We start from the raw sequence: 14,890 nt of genomic DNA, 5'->3' as shown, positions 1-14,890 counted from the left end.
CGACAGGACGCCAGCACGATGTCAAACCCTTCCTTCATCTCATTCTCGGGCGTGAGCAAATCGTATGACGGCGCGCATTACGTCGTTGACGATCTGAACCTCGACGTGCGCAAGGGCGAATTTCTGTCGCTGCTCGGGCCGTCGGGTTCAGGCAAGACCACCACGCTGATGATGCTCGCGGGTTTCGAAACGCCCACGCAAGGCGAGATTCGTCTCGACGGACGGCGGCTCGACGACAAGCCGCCGCATCAGCGCGACATCGGCATGGTGTTCCAGAACTACGCACTCTTTCCGCATCTGACGATTGCTGAGAACGTCGCGTTTCCGCTTTCGGTTCGTCGCGTGAGCCGCGCCGAGCAGAAGACGCGCGTGAAGCGCGCACTGGAGATGATCGAGTTGCCGCATCTGGCAAACCGCCGCCCATCGCAACTGTCGGGCGGACAGCAGCAACGCGTCGCGCTGGCACGCGCGCTGGTGTTCGAGCCGAGCGTCGTCTTGATGGACGAGCCGCTCGGCGCGCTCGACAAGCGTCTGCGCGAAACGATGCAATACGAAATCATGCGCCTGCATCGTGAGCTGTCGCTGACGATCGTCTACGTGACGCACGATCAGGCCGAAGCGCTGACGATGTCGAACCGCGTCGCCGTCTTCTCCGATGGCCGCATCCAGCAGGCCGCCACGCCGAGCGAGCTTTACGAGAATGCGCAGAATGCCTTCGTCGCGAACTTCGTCGGCGAGAACAATGGGCTGACGGGACGCGTCACCAACGTAAGCGACGACAGCGCGACCCTCGCGCTGGCGGACGGCAGCATCATTCGCGGGCGCTGCGAAAACGGCCTGCGCGAAGGCGACGACGCGATGCTCGCGCTGCGCCCCGAGCGCGCGCATATCCCGAGCGCCGAAGGCACGCAGGTCGACGGACACAGCAACGTCGTGCAAGCCCGTGTCGAAGAACTGGTGTATTGCGGCGATCATCACCGCGTTCATCTGAAGCTCGGCGCGCGCGATAGCATCGTCGTCAAGGTGCCCAACACGCAGCGTCACGCACTGCCCTCGCCAGGCAACATGGTCGAGGTCGCATGGCGCCACGACGATTGCAAGATTCTCGCAATGACGGCAAGCGCGCATCGCAACGCGCCTGCCAATTACTCCCCGCCGTCTCCGTTACCTACCATCATTACGACCGCACCTGCAGGAGCCAACTGACATGCGCACTCAAATCAAGGCACAACGTGCCGCACTTGCCGCCCTCTCCGTCGTCGCTTTCTTCGCCGCCGGTGCTCAGGCTGCGGAAACACTTTCCGTCGTGACGTTCGGCGGCGCCTATGAAGCGGCTGCGAAGAAAGCCTATTTCGAGCCGTTCACGCAAGCCACGGGCGTAGGCTTTTCGACGGAATCCTATGACGGCGGCCTCGCCAAGCTTTCCGCGATGGAACAGGCGAAGAACACCACATGGGACCTGATCGACCTCGAAACGAACGATGCAATCACGGCCTGCGACGAAGGCCTGCTGCAGAAGTTCGACAAGAAAACAATAGGCAAGACGAGCGATTTCATTCCCGGCTCGATCAGCGATTGCGCGGTAGCGAGCATGGTCTGGTCCACCGTCTTTGCCTACGATGCGAGCAAGCTGAAGACCGCGCCAACCACCGTCGCCGACTTCTTCGACCTGCAGAAATTCCCGGGCAAGCGCGGGCTGCGCAAGTCGCCGAAGGTATCGATGGAATGGGCGCTGATTGCCGACGGCGTCGATCCGAAGGATGTGTACAAGGTACTCGCCACGCCCGCAGGCGTCGATCGCGCTTTCAAGAAGCTCGACACGATCAAGAAGAACATCGTCTGGTGGGAATCGGGCGCCCAGGCGCCGCAGTTGCTCGCGGACGGCGCGGTGGTGATGACGCAGGCCTACAACGGCCGCATCGACGATGCCGCGAAGAAAGACAACAAGCCGTTCAAGGCCGTCTGGGACGCGCAGGTCTACGACTTCGACTGGTGGGGCATTCCGACGGGCGCGAAGCACGCAGACGCGGCGGCGAAGTTCATCGTTTCCGCTTCGCAGCCGAAAGCGTATGCCGATCTGTCGAAGTACATCGCCTACGCGCCGCCGCGTAAGGATGCGATCGCGCTCGTCGACAAGCAGCGCCTGTCCGATCTGCCGACCTCGCCGCAGAACTTCAAACGTGCGTTGCAGATCAATGCGGGCTTCTGGGCCGACAACGCGGACCAGATCAACAAGCGCTTCCAGACCTGGCTTACTCAGTAACCCCGGCAGTAACTTCGCTGTTTAAACAGCGCAACGAGAGCAAAGAGAGCCCGACGTGACTACCAGCATGCCCGTATCGGCCCAAGCCGCGGCTTCGGGCTCTCCGACGAGAGCCAACGGCCGCGCTTCGTTCCAGAAGGCGCAGCGCCGCGCGTCGGCTCAGGCGCTGCTGCTTGCGCTGCCGCTGATCCTGTTCCTGCTATCGACGTTCATCGCGCCCATCGCGTTGCTGCTCGCGCGCAGCGTGCAGAACCACGAGGTGCCCGACAGCATGCCCGCGCTCACTCGCGCGCTCGATGCATGGGACGGGCGCGGCGTCCCCGACGAGCGCACCTTCGCGCTGCTTGCGTCGGGCTTGAAGGAGGCGCAAGGGAGCGGGCAACTCGGCACGGTTGCGCGACGCCTGAACTTCGCTCAGGCCGAATTTCGCAGCCTGCTGATGCGCACCGCGCGCAACTTGCCGGCCGACGCGCCGCCCGCATGGAAACCCGCGCTCATTGAAATGGACGAGCGCTGGAACTCGCCGGAAACCTGGCGTCTGTTGAAACGCGCCGCCGCATCGCCGACACCGGACTATCTGCTCGCCGCCATCGATGCGCAGGTCACGCCCCAAGGCTCGGTCGAATTCGTGCCGGACAACTCGTCGGTCTATCGGCAGGCGTTCCTGCGCACGATCTCGATCAGCGCGACGGTCACGGTGCTGTGTCTGCTGCTCGGCTATCCCGTCGCGTGGATGCTCGCCAATCTGCCCGCAAAAAGCAGCAACCGTCTGATGCTGCTCGTGATCGTGCCGTTCTGGACGTCGCTGCTGGTGCGTACCACCGCATGGTATGTGCTGTTGCAGCCGGGCGGCGTCATCAACAGCCTGCTGATGGGACTCGGGCTCGCGACGCATCCCGTCCCGCTCATCTTCAATCGCGCGGGCGTGCTGATCGGCATGACGCACGTGCTGTTGCCGTACATGATCCTCGCCATCTATTCGGTGATGAAAAGTGTGTCGCCAATTTACGTGCGCGCAGCGCAGTCGCTCGGCGCGCATCCGTTCACCGCATTCGTGCGCGTGTATGTGCCGCAAACGCTGCCGGGTGTCGGCGCGGGCTGCTTCCTCGTATTCGTGCTCGCGCTCGGCTACTACATCACGCCAGCGTTACTCGGTGGAGCAGGCGACGAGATGATCAGCCAGCTGATCGCGATGCAGACCAATACGCAACTGAACTGGGGGCTTGCAGGTGCGCTGTCGGCGTATCTCGTGATCTTCACCGCGATCTTCTACTTCCTGTTCAACCGCATCGTCGGCATCGACCGTTTGCGCTTCGGTTGAGCGACGCTTACACGACGACAAGGGACCGCCATGCAAAACCAACGGAAGAAGGTGCTGACGGAGCGCATCGCGACGCATTGGGTGCGCGTGCATACCGCGCTCGTGCTGTTCTTTCTGATCGCACCGATTCTTGCGATCATCCCGCTCTCGTTCAACTCGGGTTCGTACTTCTCGTACCCATTGCAGGGCTTTTCGCTGCGCTGGTATGAGCAGGCGCTGACCAGCGGCGACTGGCAGCGCGCGCTGTTGAACAGCCTCGGCATTGGCGCGGCCTCGACGCTGATCGCCACATGTCTCGGCACACTCGCGGCGCTCGGCCTGAGCCGCACACAGTTTCCGCTGCGTTCGCTGATCATGCCGATCATCATCTCGCCGATGATCGTTCCCATCGTCGTCGTTGCGGCCGGGTTCTATCTGATCTTCGCGCCGCTCGGGCTCGTGAATTCGTATCCGGGTGTCGTGCTGGCGCATGCGGCGCTGGGCACGCCGTTTGTGGTGATCACCGTGACGGCATCGTTGCTGTCGTTCGATCAGAGTCTGCTGCGCGCCGCATCGGGTCTTGGCGCCCGGCCCTGGATCGCGTTCAGGCGCGTGACGCTGCCGCTGATTGCGCCAGCCGTCGCGACGGGCAGTGTGTTCGCCTTTGCCACATCGTTCGATGAAGTGATCGTCATTCTGTTCATCGGCGGCCCGGATCAGACTACCGTGCCACGGCAGATGTGGAGCGGCATCCGCGATTCGATCGATCCGTCGATCCTCGCCGTCGCGACGATGTTGATCGTGTTTGCGGTGTTGCTGTTCGCGAGCATCAACTGGCTGCGCAGCCGCGCTGCGGCTGCGAGCCAGGCGCTCGCTTGAAGTGCTTTAGCGCTGCTTCGGCGTGATGCCGGGCAGCGCCGCCAGCGCGCGCATCCAGATCTGCCGCGTGCGCGTCCACACCAGTTCGCGCCAGTCGGGATCGGCGGGCATGAACGATTCGAACAGTGCGCGGCTGATCGCGCGTCCTCGCGCATCGTGAGGGTCACCGTACAGATGCAGCCAATGGTCGTCGCGCAGCGCCGTGTGCATCGGCGCTTCGGGATAGGTGCCGCACTCGATGACGAGTTGCATCAGATGCGTATCCGGCAACGCGTCCAGCATCGCTTGTGACGTATAGCCCGTCGCCCGCGCAACCACGCCTGTCTCGCTCACGGCTGCGTCCGCATGCGTGAGCAGCGTGTAGAGCCACGGGCCATAGAGGCGTTGCGCGTCGGCGAGCCCCGGATAGACCGACTGTGTAATCGACATCAGCATCGGATGGCCGAACGCGCCTGCGCCCGTATGCAGGTCGAAGGCAATCGCAACCTGAGCGGGCTTGAGGAAACGCGCTGCGATATCGCGCAGCGTGCGGTTCGACCAGGTGGGCTGCTGCCCGCCATAGAACAGACCGTCTGCGTGGAGGTATTGACCCGCGCCGACGATTGCCTGTACCCCCGACCACCCCAACGCGTCGATTTGCTTTGCTAGCAGCGCATCGGCATGTTGCCTCTGCGGTCCGTCGATGTCGCGGCACGTATAGATTTCGTGAAGCGCTTCGTAACGCGGATTGTCGGGCAGCGCAGCCGTGAAGTCGACGTAGTTGCGATTCAGGTCGACGTTATCCTCGTTCACGCGCCTGACCCACGCCGTGCCCCACGGATTGATCAGATGGACCATCAGCACGGCGACATCGTCCGGCAGTGGATGCGTTGCGAGTTCGTGCAGCCACGCCGTTTGACATGTCGAACCGTAATAGCCCTCGACGCCATGTGTGCCCGACAGCGTCATCAGCACGCGTGAAGCGTTGGGCTTGCCGAGCCAGGCGACGTCTGTCGCGAGTGCTTCGCGGTTCGGTCCTTTCAGAGGATGTGCATACGTCGTCAAGGCCGCGCCGGCTGCGCGGGCGGCGTCGAGAAACTGATTGCGTTGCGTGTCGAAATCGGGTTCGACGGGAAAGTTGATCTTCATAGAGGCCCCGGTTAATCAAACGTTTTTGCGTCGTCGGATAGCGCCAGGGTAACGCTTCCCGCGGGCTTCGCGCAACACAGCAATACTGTACCGTGCGATGGCGGCTCCAGGGGTTCTTCCGTGTAGTCGACTTTCCCGTCGACCAGACTCGTCACGCAGGTATTGCAAATGCCGATCCGGCAGCTGAATGCGGGCGCATAGCCGTGGTTCTCGGCGAACTCGAGGAGCGAACCGCAAGCCGGGTCCCAAACGACGGGTTCGGCTTGTGGGCGAAAGCGGATGGTCGTCGTGGTGGCTGGGCTTTTCTGAATCGCTGTATCCGGTATCGCGTGCGGAGGCTCTTCGACCGTATCTTCCTCAAGTACCGTTGCCGGACCGAAGAACTCGTAATGAATGCGATCGCGCGCGATGCCGAGGCTGCGCAAGAGCTTCCAGTTCGACTGCATGAAAGCGGGCGGCCCACATAGATAGACTTCGTAGTCATCGAGCGGCAAGAGTGCTTGCAGCGTGTCGCGCGAAATCAGCCCTTCGCTGTCGAAATGCTTCAAAGCGCGGTCTTCCGCCGAAGGAAGCCGATAACAGACATGCAAGCGCACGTTTGGATACGCCGTCGCCACCGTCTCCACCTCATGACGAAACGCGTGCACCGCGCCGTTCTCGCAGGCATGAATGAAGTACACGCGGCGACTGTGCGCGCCGTCCATCGCGCGCAAGCGGTGCAGCATGCTGACGAGCGGCGTCAACCCGACACCGCCGCTCATCAGCACGACGGGTCGCGTCACGTCGTCACCGCAAACGAACGCGCCCGCAGGTCCCGCGAGTTCCAGTTCGTCGCCGACGTGCACCCGTTCGTGAAGAAATGACGAGCCGCGTCCCGCAGGCACCGCGTCGCCGCCTTGCTCGTGTTTGACGGAGATTCGCCAGCGCGTGTTATTGGCGGGATCGCCGGAGAGGCTATACGTGCGCAACAAACGCTCGCCTGACGGCAACGGCAATCGCACGGTCACGAATTGCCCCGCAACGAACGGCGTCAGCGCCTCACCATCGACAGGCGCGAGATCGAACGAAACGATCGATACGCTTTCCTGCGTGCGCCGCGTCACGCGAAAGCGTCTGAAGCCCGACGCTGTGTGCGACGCGGGCAGTGTCGCCGGATCGTCCACGACGTTCATCTCAATGCTCCGCGCGCTGCCGGTTCACCACATAGACGGGCGCGGGCGTCGCCGTTATCTGCTGCTCACGTTCGATCATCTGCGCAAGCGCGCGCCTGAAACGCAAGGGGCCGGCGTCGATCGCAAGATCGATGTTCGGCGTGCGCGTGTTCTGCATGCCGCGATGAACGGCCGTCAACACGACGCGGTCTTCTTCGAAAGCATGACGCACGTCCGCATCGAACTGCCGCGACACCTGTTCGTCCTGCGGCGCGAAGTTGCGCGTCTGGAACCAGTAGTAGCGCGTGTGCGATTCGTCGACGGGTGTCATGAAGTTATACGAGTTCATCAGGAACACGTCGGGATGAAGCGGCGCATCGTCGCCGCCCGTTCCCGCCGGCGTGAAGATCGCCTTGATGATCGCGTGCGACGGGAAGCGCACTTCGTAATGCTGCTTGCGGTCGCACCGCCCTTCGAAGCCGACGAACTGCGCATAGAACGGCGCCACATCGACATCGCGCATCCAGCGCGAGACCGTTACGCCATGCGCGGCGACCTCGGTTTTCAGCGGTTCGGCCTCGCACGCAGCATTGCCGAACGACGACGGATGCACCCACGCGACATGCGATGGGTCGAGCAGATTGTCGGTGACATAGAGGTAATGACAATCCACCGTCATCGCATCGCCGCGATTCACGCCCCACGCAGGATCGCCCCATTCGTCGATCTGCACGATCGTCGCGGCATCCGCCTCGTCGGCATCGCCCATCCAGATCCACAAGAGGCCGTAGCGCTCCGCCAGCGGATAGCTGCGCACTTTCGCGCCAGGCGGAATGCGCGGGCTGCCGGGCACGCGCACGCATGCGCCCTCGCAATCGAAGGTCAAGCCGTGATAACCGCATTCCACCTGATCGCCGATCAGTCTTCCCATCGACAGCGGCAGCTTGCGATGCGGGCACGCATCTTCGAGCGCGACGGGCGTGCCATCCTCGCGGCGATACAGCACGACCGGTTCGCCGAGGATCGTCACAGGCATGAGCGTGTGCGTCACCTCTGCATCCCATGCTGCGACGTACCATGCATTCCTCAGAAACATTGCGCTGCCTCCGTTGTCCGGTTTCGTATTGACTTACCGATCAGGATAAAAAGCCAAAACATAAAAGAACAGATGTCAAACTCTGGCTGTTCGTTTAGAGTTTCTAAATCGTCGAACCTTCCCCCACCCATACGATGACGACGAACAGCTTTCCCCCTTTGCGCGCGCTGCAGGTGTTCGAAGCGGTAGGCCGGTGTGGCGGCGTGACGGAAGCGGCGAAGCGGCTTGGCATCTCCCCCGGTGCAGTGAGCCAGCAGATCAAGCTGCTCGAAGACACGCTCGGACTGCACCTCACGCAAAAGGACGGCAAGCGGCTCAGCCTGACGTCGATCGGACGCCAGTATCACGAGAGCTGCGCGGCCGCGTTCGAAAGCCTGCGCGTCGCGCATGCGGAAATCGAGCGAGCGAAGAACACGCGTAACCTCAGCGTCAGCGCGCTGCCTTCACTACTGTCGAAATGGCTCGCGCCGCGCATGCTCGAATGGCAGAGCCAGCACGCCGATCTCAGCGTGTATCTGGACGGCGCGCACACGGAGCCATCGCCCGATGGCTACGACATCGACTTTCGTATCAGCTACGGCGAGCGCATCGCGGATGTCGAGAATTCCGTCGAACTGTTCCGCGATTACGTGGTGCCCGTGTGCAGTCCGCGACTGCTCGCAGCGGACGCGCCGCTCGTCACGCCCACTGAGATTCTCGGCTATCCGTTGATATCGGTCGACTGGCGGCCGAAGTTCGCGTCGCCGCCTTCGTGGCGCGAATGGCTCGTCGCCAACGACGTCGATTGCAGTGAACTGAACGAGAACCGTCAGGTGTTTTCGCTTTCGAGCGTCGCGATTCAGGCGGCTATTGACGGTTACGGTTTCGTGCTCGCGCAAAGCTCGATGGTCTGCGACGATCTCGCCGCAGGCCGTCTCGTGATGCCCTTCGCGCTCGGGTTGTCGCTACCGTGGCCGTATTTCCTCACATGGAAGCCGAACGCGTTCGACAGGCCGCATTGCCGCAGCTTTCACCGCTGGCTCGTGACGCGTGGCAAGGAACAGCAGCAACTCAACGATAGCATGCTGAACGTGGTCGCCTGAAGCGGAGAACCGTGCGTCAACTCGCGCTCGCGCGCCAGAGCACGGGGAAAAGCGGATGGTCCATCGGCGCGCCTTCGGGCAATTGCGCATCCAGGCCGGGGAAATCAGGAGACGTGCGCCAGCGGCGCGGCGCGTGACGAACGTCATCGCCGATGAAGCGGACCGAAAACGCACGCCGCCGCGTGTTGCCGCCAACACCGCCCGACGCATGCAAGGTCAGCATGTTGAAGCACACCATGTCGCCCGGTTCAAGCGCCCATCCTATGATCGGATAAGCGGCGCGATTCGCCTCGATATCCGGCAAGTCGGCGAGACTGCCTTCCGGAAACCACTTCGCTTCATTGTCCATGAACGTGCGTGGCATGAGCCACGGGCCGAGATGCGAGCCGGCCACGAATTCCAGCGTCGATTCGCGCGAAACGGGATCGACGGGAATCCACATGCTGACGTTCTGCGAGCCGCTGATGTTGTAGTACGGCTGGTCCTGATGCCACGGCGTGCGCTGCCGTGTGTTCGGTTCTTTCACGAGCAGATGGTCGTGATAGAGCCGCACCGTTTCGCCGCCCATCAACGCGCCCGCCGCCACTGGCGCGGCCGACTCGTAAATAAAGCGGCGATACGCGTCATTGTCCTGCCAGTTGCAGAAGTCTTCGAAGAACCAGCCCGGATCGTCGGGACGGCTCGCGACCTTCGCGCGCGGACTCGGCTGCGCGATGTTGCGCTCGATCCCTTCGCGTAGCAGCGCAATATCGTCTTCCGTGAAGAGCTTGCGGATGCATACCGCGCCATCTCGGCGAAAGTCGGCGATCAGTTCCGGCGTCAGCGCACGTTCGATGCGTGCGTCGATGTCTTGCAGCATGGTGTCTCCGTATAAGGCGCGATTCGATCGTCTCAGCCGTTCAGAATATCGAAGTTGAAGTAGCGGCGTTCGATCTTCTGGTACGTTCCGTCCTTGATCATATCGGCAATGGCCTGATTGATCATCTCACGTAGCTGCGGATCGTCTTTGCGCAAACCAATCGCGGCGCCTTTGCCCAGCGTCTTCGCATCGTTCACGGGCCCTCCGAGGAACGCATAGCCCTGCCCTTGCGGCGTCTTCAGAAAGCCCTCGCTGCCGGAAATCATATCGGTCAACGTCGCGTCGAGCCGCCCCGAGCGCAGATCGGTGTAGACGAGTTCCTGATTGGCGTATGAAACGACATTGATGCCGGCGGACGCCCAGTATGCTTTCGCGTACGCCTCTTGCGTCGAGCCTTGTGCAACACCGATGTTCTTTCCCTTCAGCGATTCCGCCGAGGCCTGCAGACCAGCACCCGTGCGCCCGATCAGACTGCTCGGCGTGTTGAACAACGTTGTCGAGAATGCCACCTGTGTTTCGCGTTTCGGCGTCACCGACATGGCCGACAGAATCGCGTCGAACTTGCGCCCCTGCAGTGCGGGAATGATGCCGTCGAATGCCGTTTCGACCCATACGCATTTTGCGTGGAGCCGGCGGCAAATCTCATTGCCGAGATCAATTTCAAAGCCGACGAGCTTGCCGTCGGGCGCCTTCGACTCGAACGGCGCGTAAGTGGGATCGACACCGAACTTCAGTTCGGTCAATTCCTTCGCGTGCACGGACAATGCTGCGAGCAATAGTGCGAGACAAACCAGCGGCTTTTTCATGAGCATCCCCGTTCCAGACAGCAACCGTTGAAAAAACGGACGATTCCCTTGTCCGTCGATTACGGATCAGCATAGGAACTCAAAAAAACGAAGAATAGTGGCTCGTCGGTCGCGGATGATTTAGATTTTCTAAAGTTTGAATGGCGGTGCGATCCAGTTCGACGCGTTGTGAAGGGACTACGCGTGCAACCGGTCATACGGCCGAAAAATCTCCAGCGCCCAATCGACGAACGCCCGCATCCTCGCGCTGTCGTGTTGCGACTTCGCAAAGACGATATGCAGAGGATGCAAGGGCCGGCTCCACTCAGGAAGAAGCTGAACGAGATCGCCATTCGCGAGCCCCGCACGCGCCATGAACGCGAACGTCTGGCCGACACCAAGCCCGCTGACCAATGAGGTCAGATGCGCGGTACTCTCATTGACGGAAACCCCTCGCGTGCCCTTCGGATCGATCTGGATTTTCTCGTCGCCGCGCTCGAAGAACATCGTGAAAACGCGGCCCGTCCGCGATGAGAAATAGCCGACGAGGTCGTGCTCGCCGTGCAGTTCGTCCGGATGCGCCGGCAGCTTGCGCGATCTCATGTATCCCGTGCCAGCATACGTGCCCCAATCGAGGCTCGCGATACGCCTCGCAATCAGCGACGTGTCCGTCAGTTCGCCACCCCGGATCACGCAGTCCACGCCCTCGCCGATCAGATCGACTTCCCTGTCGCTGACGCCCAGTTCGAGTTGAATCTCCGGATAGCGCTGCCGGAACAACGGAAGATGCGGCAACAGGATCAGATTGGCCAGCGACGACCCGATATCCACCCGCAAACGCCCTCGCGGCGTGCCGCGAGAGTCGGCGAAAAGCGTGTCCATCTCGTCGACGTCCGCGAGCACCTTGAGTGCGCGATGGTAATAGGCCTGGCCTTCGTCGGTGACGGTCACCTTGCGCGTGGAGCGCTGAAACAGCTTGACCCGCAGGTGAGTTTCGAGATCCTGGATCAGTTTGGTGACGGTTGGCCTCGGTATGTTGAGGGTATCGGCGGCCTTGCCGAATCCGCCCGATTCGGCGATCCGCACGAACACGCGCAATGCGAGCAACTGATCCATTCCGGTTCCACGCTTTGATTGACCGTGCTGATCATATCGCAATTATTCATATCCATAAACAATGATTTAGCACACAGCCTATTTATTGTCGCAGGAGAAACATTTATCGTTGCCACATCGATTCATTCATTTCACTTGAGGACATCATGAGCAAACGACTGGAAGGCAAAATCGCACTGGTGACGGGCGGCACGAGCGGCATCGGTTTGGCCGCCGCACAGGATCTCGCACGCGAAGGCGCGAAGGTTTATGTCACGGGCCGCCGTCAGGCTGAACTGGATGCGGCGGTGAGCGCAATCGGTCACGCTGCGACGGGCGTTCAGGGCGACGTCACGCGCAGCGCCGATCTCGACGCGCTGATGAAATTGATCCGCGAGCGCGAAGGACGTCTCGACATTCTTTTCGCCAACGCCGGCGGTGGCTCGCTGGCGCCGCTCGGCGATATTTCCGAGCAGCATTTCGATGACACCTTCAATCGCAATGTCCGCGCGGTGGTCTTTACCGTTCAAAGCGCGCTGCCGCTCATGTCGCGCGGCGGGTCGATCATTCTCACCGGCTCGATTGCCGGCTCGACGGGGACGCAGGCGTTCAGCATCTATAGCGCTTCGAAGGCGGCGGTGCGCAGCCTCGCGCGGAGTTGGGTGCTCGACTTGAAGGACCGCGGCATTCGCGTCAACGTCGTGAGCCCGGGCTCGACCCGGACTGTGGGCCTCGCGGAACTCGGAGGCGACACGAAGGAAGGTCAGGACGGTTTGCTGTCGTATCTCACGTCGCTCGTGCCTATCGGTCGTCTTGCCGATCCGATGGAAATCGCCAAAGTGGTGACGTTTCTGGCATCCGACGATTCGAGCTTTATCAATGGCGCCGAGATCACGGCAGATGGCGGACAGGCGCAGGTGTAGCCCGTAGTCGAAGCAGCGCGGCGAACCCGTTAAGGGTTCGCCGCATCCACGGCGGCCCCGTTAGTGACCGCCAGCGTCGATTTCGCTCAACTGCATGCCCTTCGTTTCGCGCACCGACCGCAGAATCACGATCGCCGCCAGTGCCGCGCCGATGGTGAAGACCGCGATACCCAGCGCGATCGTCATGCTTGCGGCCTTGACGGTCGACAGCACGATGTACGGTGCAATACCGCCACCTACGACGCCGATGTTATAGAGGAAGCCCACTCCCGACGCACGCACGTCGCGAGGCAGGTTCTCCGTCAGTATCGTTCCCCAGATGCCCGACGATCCGACGAGGAAAAACCCGCTCAAAAACGCGAAGCATTCGGCAAGCAGAAACTGATTGACGCTGTACACCAGCGCCACCACGCACACCGCCCCCGCGCCTAGCATCGCACTGATCCCCGCGCGCCGCCCGAGCCGTTCCGCGATGAAACCGGACGCGAAGAAGCCAAACACCTGTCCGACTGCCGACGTCATCGTCAGCCAGGTGATCGTCAAAGGCTCGAATGAAAGCGACTTCAGATAAGTAGGAAAGAGCCCCTGAAACGGCCATGAGCCGAAGCACAACACCAGCATCAACAACGCGAGGTAGCCAACGCGGCGCGGATAGAGTCTGAACAGCACGACGGCGGGATTGTCGCGCAACGGCGTGCGAAGCTTTCGGCCGCTCGCCCTGAACGCCTGCGATTCCGGCACGCACAGCAGAATGAACACGCCGAGCAGGATCGCGGGGATGACACCGACAAAGAACATGCCGCGCCAGCCGAAGTGCGGATAGACGAGATCGTAGGCAATCGCCGCGCCGATGGCGCCAAGCCCCCAGCCCGTATCGAGAATGCCGATGCCGATCGCCCGGTGCTTTTCCGGCCACGATTCGGCGACCATCGTCGCGCCGAGCGAGAAGCCCGGCGCCATGCCAAAGCCGAGCAGCAGACGGAATACCGCAAGCGACACGAAACTCCACGACAGCCCTGTCAGCACGGCGCCCGCCGTGAACCACGCCAGCGTGATCACCAGCGGAATCTTGCGGCCGATACGGTCGCTCAGGCTGCCGAACATCAAGCCGCCTATCCAGCGCACGCCATACGTCGCAAACAGCAACAGCGACGCCGTGCTGAGCGGCACGTTGAAATGCTTCGCGATGTCGTTCAGCACGAACGTGATCGCGAGAAAGTCAACCGCGTCCATCACCCACACGCCCCATGCGGCGATCAGAACGCGCCATTGCGGCCACGAAATGTCCCTGTACCAGGGCAACGCTTTCGTCGTCGAAACATTCGCGGCTGCATCGGTGGCTTTCATCACGCCTCCTCCTGACCGGTTGTCCATACCGGGTCTCCTGTCTCTTGGATTGGATTGAATACCGGGCCGGGTCATTCACACGACGCGAATGCCCGGCACGTGTCAGCGCCTCAAGCGAGCGCCGAATCTTCGAATGCGAGCACGGTCTGCTTCTGCGTGCCGAGCCCTTGCACACCGAGTTCCATCACGTCGCCCGGTTTCAGGAAACGCTCCGGCTTCATGCCGAGGCCAACGCCGGGTGGTGTGCCCGTCGTGATAACGTCGCCGGGTTGCAGCAGCACATGACGGCTGACGTATGACACGATCGTCGCAAGGCGGAAGATCATGTCCGATGTCGACGAGTCCTGGATGCGCTTGCCGTTCAGTTCGAGCCACAAGCCGAGCTGCTGCACGTCGTCGATTTCGTCGGGCGTCACGAGCCACGGACCGAGCGGGCCGAAAGTCGGGAACATCTTGCCTTTTACCCACTGCCCGCCGTGCTCGAGTTGCATCTCACGCTCGGATACGTCGTTGCAGACGCAATAGCCGGCCACGTAGTCGAGTGCAGTCTCGTTGGGCACATAGAGCGCACGCCGTCCGATCACCAGCGCGATCTCCACTTCCCAATCGCACTTGGTCGAGCCGCGCGGCAGGATGACAGGATCGTTCGGGCCGGAGAGGCACGACGGCGCCTTGTTGAAGATGATCGGCTCGGCGGGAATCGGCGCGTTGGTCTCGATTGCGTGCTGCACGTAGTTGAGCCCGATGGCGACAAAGTTGCCTGGTTGCGCGATGCATGAACCAAGGCGCGGCGTACCCTCGACGACGGGCAGGCGAGCCAGGTCCGCGCCGCGCAATTTTTCGATCCCGCTGTCCGCGAAGAATGCGGGCGTGAAATCGGCACATAGCGACGACGCATCGCGAATAGCGCCCTGTTCGTCGAGCAGCCCGGGTTTCTCCTGTCCTTCGGGTCCGTATCTGAGTAGCTTCATCGTGTTTCCTG

14 protein-coding genes are annotated in these 14,890 nt (G+C 61.9%); 6 read left to right on the top strand and 8 right to left on the bottom strand.

Annotation, left to right across the window (positions count from 1 at the left end; all coding sequences use genetic code 11):
• Positions 1–18: 18 nt before the first annotated feature.
• The 4 genes from H1204_RS38905 to H1204_RS38890 all read left to right on the top strand — a co-directional run bounded on the left by H1204_RS38905 (position 19) and on the right by H1204_RS38890 (position 4,442).
• The gene (locus tag H1204_RS38905; protein ID WP_180733974.1) at positions 19–1,206 is read left to right on the top strand and encodes an ABC transporter ATP-binding protein; all 1,188 of its coding nucleotides are present in this window, start codon (positions 19–21) and stop codon (positions 1,204–1,206) included.
• A 1-nt stretch (position 1,207) separates the two neighbouring features.
• Positions 1,208–2,263 (top strand): ABC transporter substrate-binding protein, encoded by a 1,056-nt coding sequence (locus H1204_RS38900; protein ID WP_180733973.1) that lies wholly within the window; start codon positions 1,208–1,210, stop codon positions 2,261–2,263.
• Between the two features lie 67 nt (positions 2,264–2,330).
• Complete coding sequence (locus H1204_RS38895) at positions 2,331–3,584, top strand: ABC transporter permease (protein WP_180735191.1); 1,254 nt, start codon at positions 2,331–2,333, stop codon at positions 3,582–3,584.
• Between the two features lie 30 nt (positions 3,585–3,614).
• On the top strand, positions 3,615–4,442 hold the full coding sequence (locus H1204_RS38890; protein WP_180733972.1) for an ABC transporter permease: 828 nt from the start codon (positions 3,615–3,617) through the stop codon (positions 4,440–4,442).
• A gap of 6 nt (positions 4,443–4,448) precedes the next feature.
• On the opposite strand, the gene H1204_RS38885 is transcribed toward H1204_RS38890, so the two are convergent.
• The 3 genes from H1204_RS38885 to H1204_RS38875 are packed head-to-tail and all read right to left on the bottom strand — an operon-like array spanning position 4,449 to position 7,817.
• Positions 4,449–5,570 carry a DUF2817 domain-containing protein gene (locus H1204_RS38885; RefSeq protein ID WP_180733971.1) on the bottom strand — a complete coding sequence of 374 codons (1,122 nt, stop codon included), beginning with the start codon at positions 5,568–5,570 and terminating at the stop codon, positions 4,449–4,451.
• Positions 5,571–5,581: 11 nt separating this feature from the next.
• Positions 5,582–6,742 (bottom strand): FAD-binding oxidoreductase, encoded by a 1,161-nt coding sequence (locus H1204_RS38880; RefSeq protein WP_180733970.1) that lies wholly within the window; start codon positions 6,740–6,742, stop codon positions 5,582–5,584.
• Between the two features lies 1 nt (position 6,743).
• Complete coding sequence (locus H1204_RS38875; protein WP_180733969.1) at positions 6,744–7,817, bottom strand: aromatic ring-hydroxylating dioxygenase subunit alpha; 1,074 nt, start codon at positions 7,815–7,817, stop codon at positions 6,744–6,746.
• 134 nt (positions 7,818–7,951) lie between these two features.
• Between H1204_RS38875 and H1204_RS38870 the strand changes: the two genes are divergently transcribed.
• Positions 7,952–8,899 (top strand): LysR substrate-binding domain-containing protein, encoded by a 948-nt coding sequence (locus H1204_RS38870; protein WP_180733968.1) that lies wholly within the window; start codon positions 7,952–7,954, stop codon positions 8,897–8,899.
• A gap of 16 nt (positions 8,900–8,915) precedes the next feature.
• On the opposite strand, the gene H1204_RS38865 is transcribed toward H1204_RS38870, so the two are convergent.
• The 3 genes from H1204_RS38865 to H1204_RS38855 all read right to left on the bottom strand — a co-directional run bounded on the left by H1204_RS38865 (position 8,916) and on the right by H1204_RS38855 (position 11,659).
• Positions 8,916–9,758, bottom strand: coding sequence for a phytanoyl-CoA dioxygenase family protein (locus tag H1204_RS38865; RefSeq protein ID WP_180733967.1), 843 nt, complete (start codon positions 9,756–9,758; stop codon positions 8,916–8,918).
• A gap of 32 nt (positions 9,759–9,790) precedes the next feature.
• Entirely contained in the window at positions 9,791–10,564 is a 774-nt protein-coding gene (locus H1204_RS38860) for an ABC transporter substrate-binding protein (RefSeq protein ID WP_180733966.1), read from the bottom strand.
• A gap of 177 nt (positions 10,565–10,741) precedes the next feature.
• The gene (locus tag H1204_RS38855) at positions 10,742–11,659 is read right to left on the bottom strand and encodes a LysR family transcriptional regulator (RefSeq protein WP_180733965.1); all 918 of its coding nucleotides are present in this window, start codon (positions 11,657–11,659) and stop codon (positions 10,742–10,744) included.
• 146 nt (positions 11,660–11,805) lie between these two features.
• On the opposite strand from H1204_RS38855, the gene H1204_RS38850 reads away from it, so the two are divergent.
• Entirely contained in the window at positions 11,806–12,561 is a 756-nt protein-coding gene (locus H1204_RS38850) for an SDR family oxidoreductase (RefSeq protein ID WP_007736861.1), read from the top strand.
• Between the two features lie 60 nt (positions 12,562–12,621).
• Here the strand turns inward: H1204_RS38850 and H1204_RS38845 are convergent, their stop codons facing one another.
• On the bottom strand, positions 12,622–13,908 hold the full coding sequence (locus H1204_RS38845; RefSeq protein WP_180733964.1) for an MFS transporter: 1,287 nt from the start codon (positions 13,906–13,908) through the stop codon (positions 12,622–12,624).
• Positions 13,909–14,018: 110 nt separating this feature from the next.
• Positions 14,019–14,879 carry a fumarylacetoacetate hydrolase family protein gene (locus H1204_RS38840; RefSeq protein ID WP_180733963.1) on the bottom strand — a complete coding sequence of 287 codons (861 nt, stop codon included), beginning with the start codon at positions 14,877–14,879 and terminating at the stop codon, positions 14,019–14,021.
• Between the last annotated feature and the right edge of the window lie 11 nt (positions 14,880–14,890).

This window comes from Paraburkholderia sp. PGU19 (assembly GCF_013426915.1).
In the GTDB taxonomy this organism is placed as follows: Bacteria; Pseudomonadota; Gammaproteobacteria; order Burkholderiales; family Burkholderiaceae; genus Paraburkholderia.
The sequence above is the reverse complement of the archived record's forward strand: the minus strand, read 5'-3'. Positions and strand labels throughout refer to the sequence as shown.

Coding starts and splice junctions, on each gene's coding strand:
- H1204_RS38905 (WP_180733974.1), top strand. CDS start 19: ATGTCAAACCCTTCCTTCATCTCATTCTCGGGCGTGAGCAAATCGTAT.
- H1204_RS38900 (WP_180733973.1), top strand. CDS start 1,208: ATGCGCACTCAAATCAAGGCACAACGTGCCGCACTTGCCGCCCTCTCC.
- H1204_RS38895 (WP_180735191.1), top strand. CDS start 2,331: ATGCCCGTATCGGCCCAAGCCGCGGCTTCGGGCTCTCCGACGAGAGCC.
- H1204_RS38890 (WP_180733972.1), top strand. CDS start 3,615: ATGCAAAACCAACGGAAGAAGGTGCTGACGGAGCGCATCGCGACGCAT.
- H1204_RS38885 (WP_180733971.1), bottom strand. CDS start 5,570: ATGAAGATCAACTTTCCCGTCGAACCCGATTTCGACACGCAACGCAAT.
- H1204_RS38880 (WP_180733970.1), bottom strand. CDS start 6,742: ATGAACGTCGTGGACGATCCGGCGACACTGCCCGCGTCGCACACAGCG.
- H1204_RS38875 (WP_180733969.1), bottom strand. CDS start 7,817: ATGTTTCTGAGGAATGCATGGTACGTCGCAGCATGGGATGCAGAGGTG.
- H1204_RS38870 (WP_180733968.1), top strand. CDS start 7,952: ATGACGACGAACAGCTTTCCCCCTTTGCGCGCGCTGCAGGTGTTCGAA.
- H1204_RS38865 (WP_180733967.1), bottom strand. CDS start 9,758: ATGCTGCAAGACATCGACGCACGCATCGAACGTGCGCTGACGCCGGAA.
- H1204_RS38860 (WP_180733966.1), bottom strand. CDS start 10,564: ATGAAAAAGCCGCTGGTTTGTCTCGCACTATTGCTCGCAGCATTGTCC.
- H1204_RS38855 (WP_180733965.1), bottom strand. CDS start 11,659: ATGGATCAGTTGCTCGCATTGCGCGTGTTCGTGCGGATCGCCGAATCG.
- H1204_RS38850 (WP_007736861.1), top strand. CDS start 11,806: ATGAGCAAACGACTGGAAGGCAAAATCGCACTGGTGACGGGCGGCACG.
- H1204_RS38845 (WP_180733964.1), bottom strand. CDS start 13,908: ATGAAAGCCACCGATGCAGCCGCGAATGTTTCGACGACGAAAGCGTTG.
- H1204_RS38840 (WP_180733963.1), bottom strand. CDS start 14,879: ATGAAGCTACTCAGATACGGACCCGAAGGACAGGAGAAACCCGGGCTG.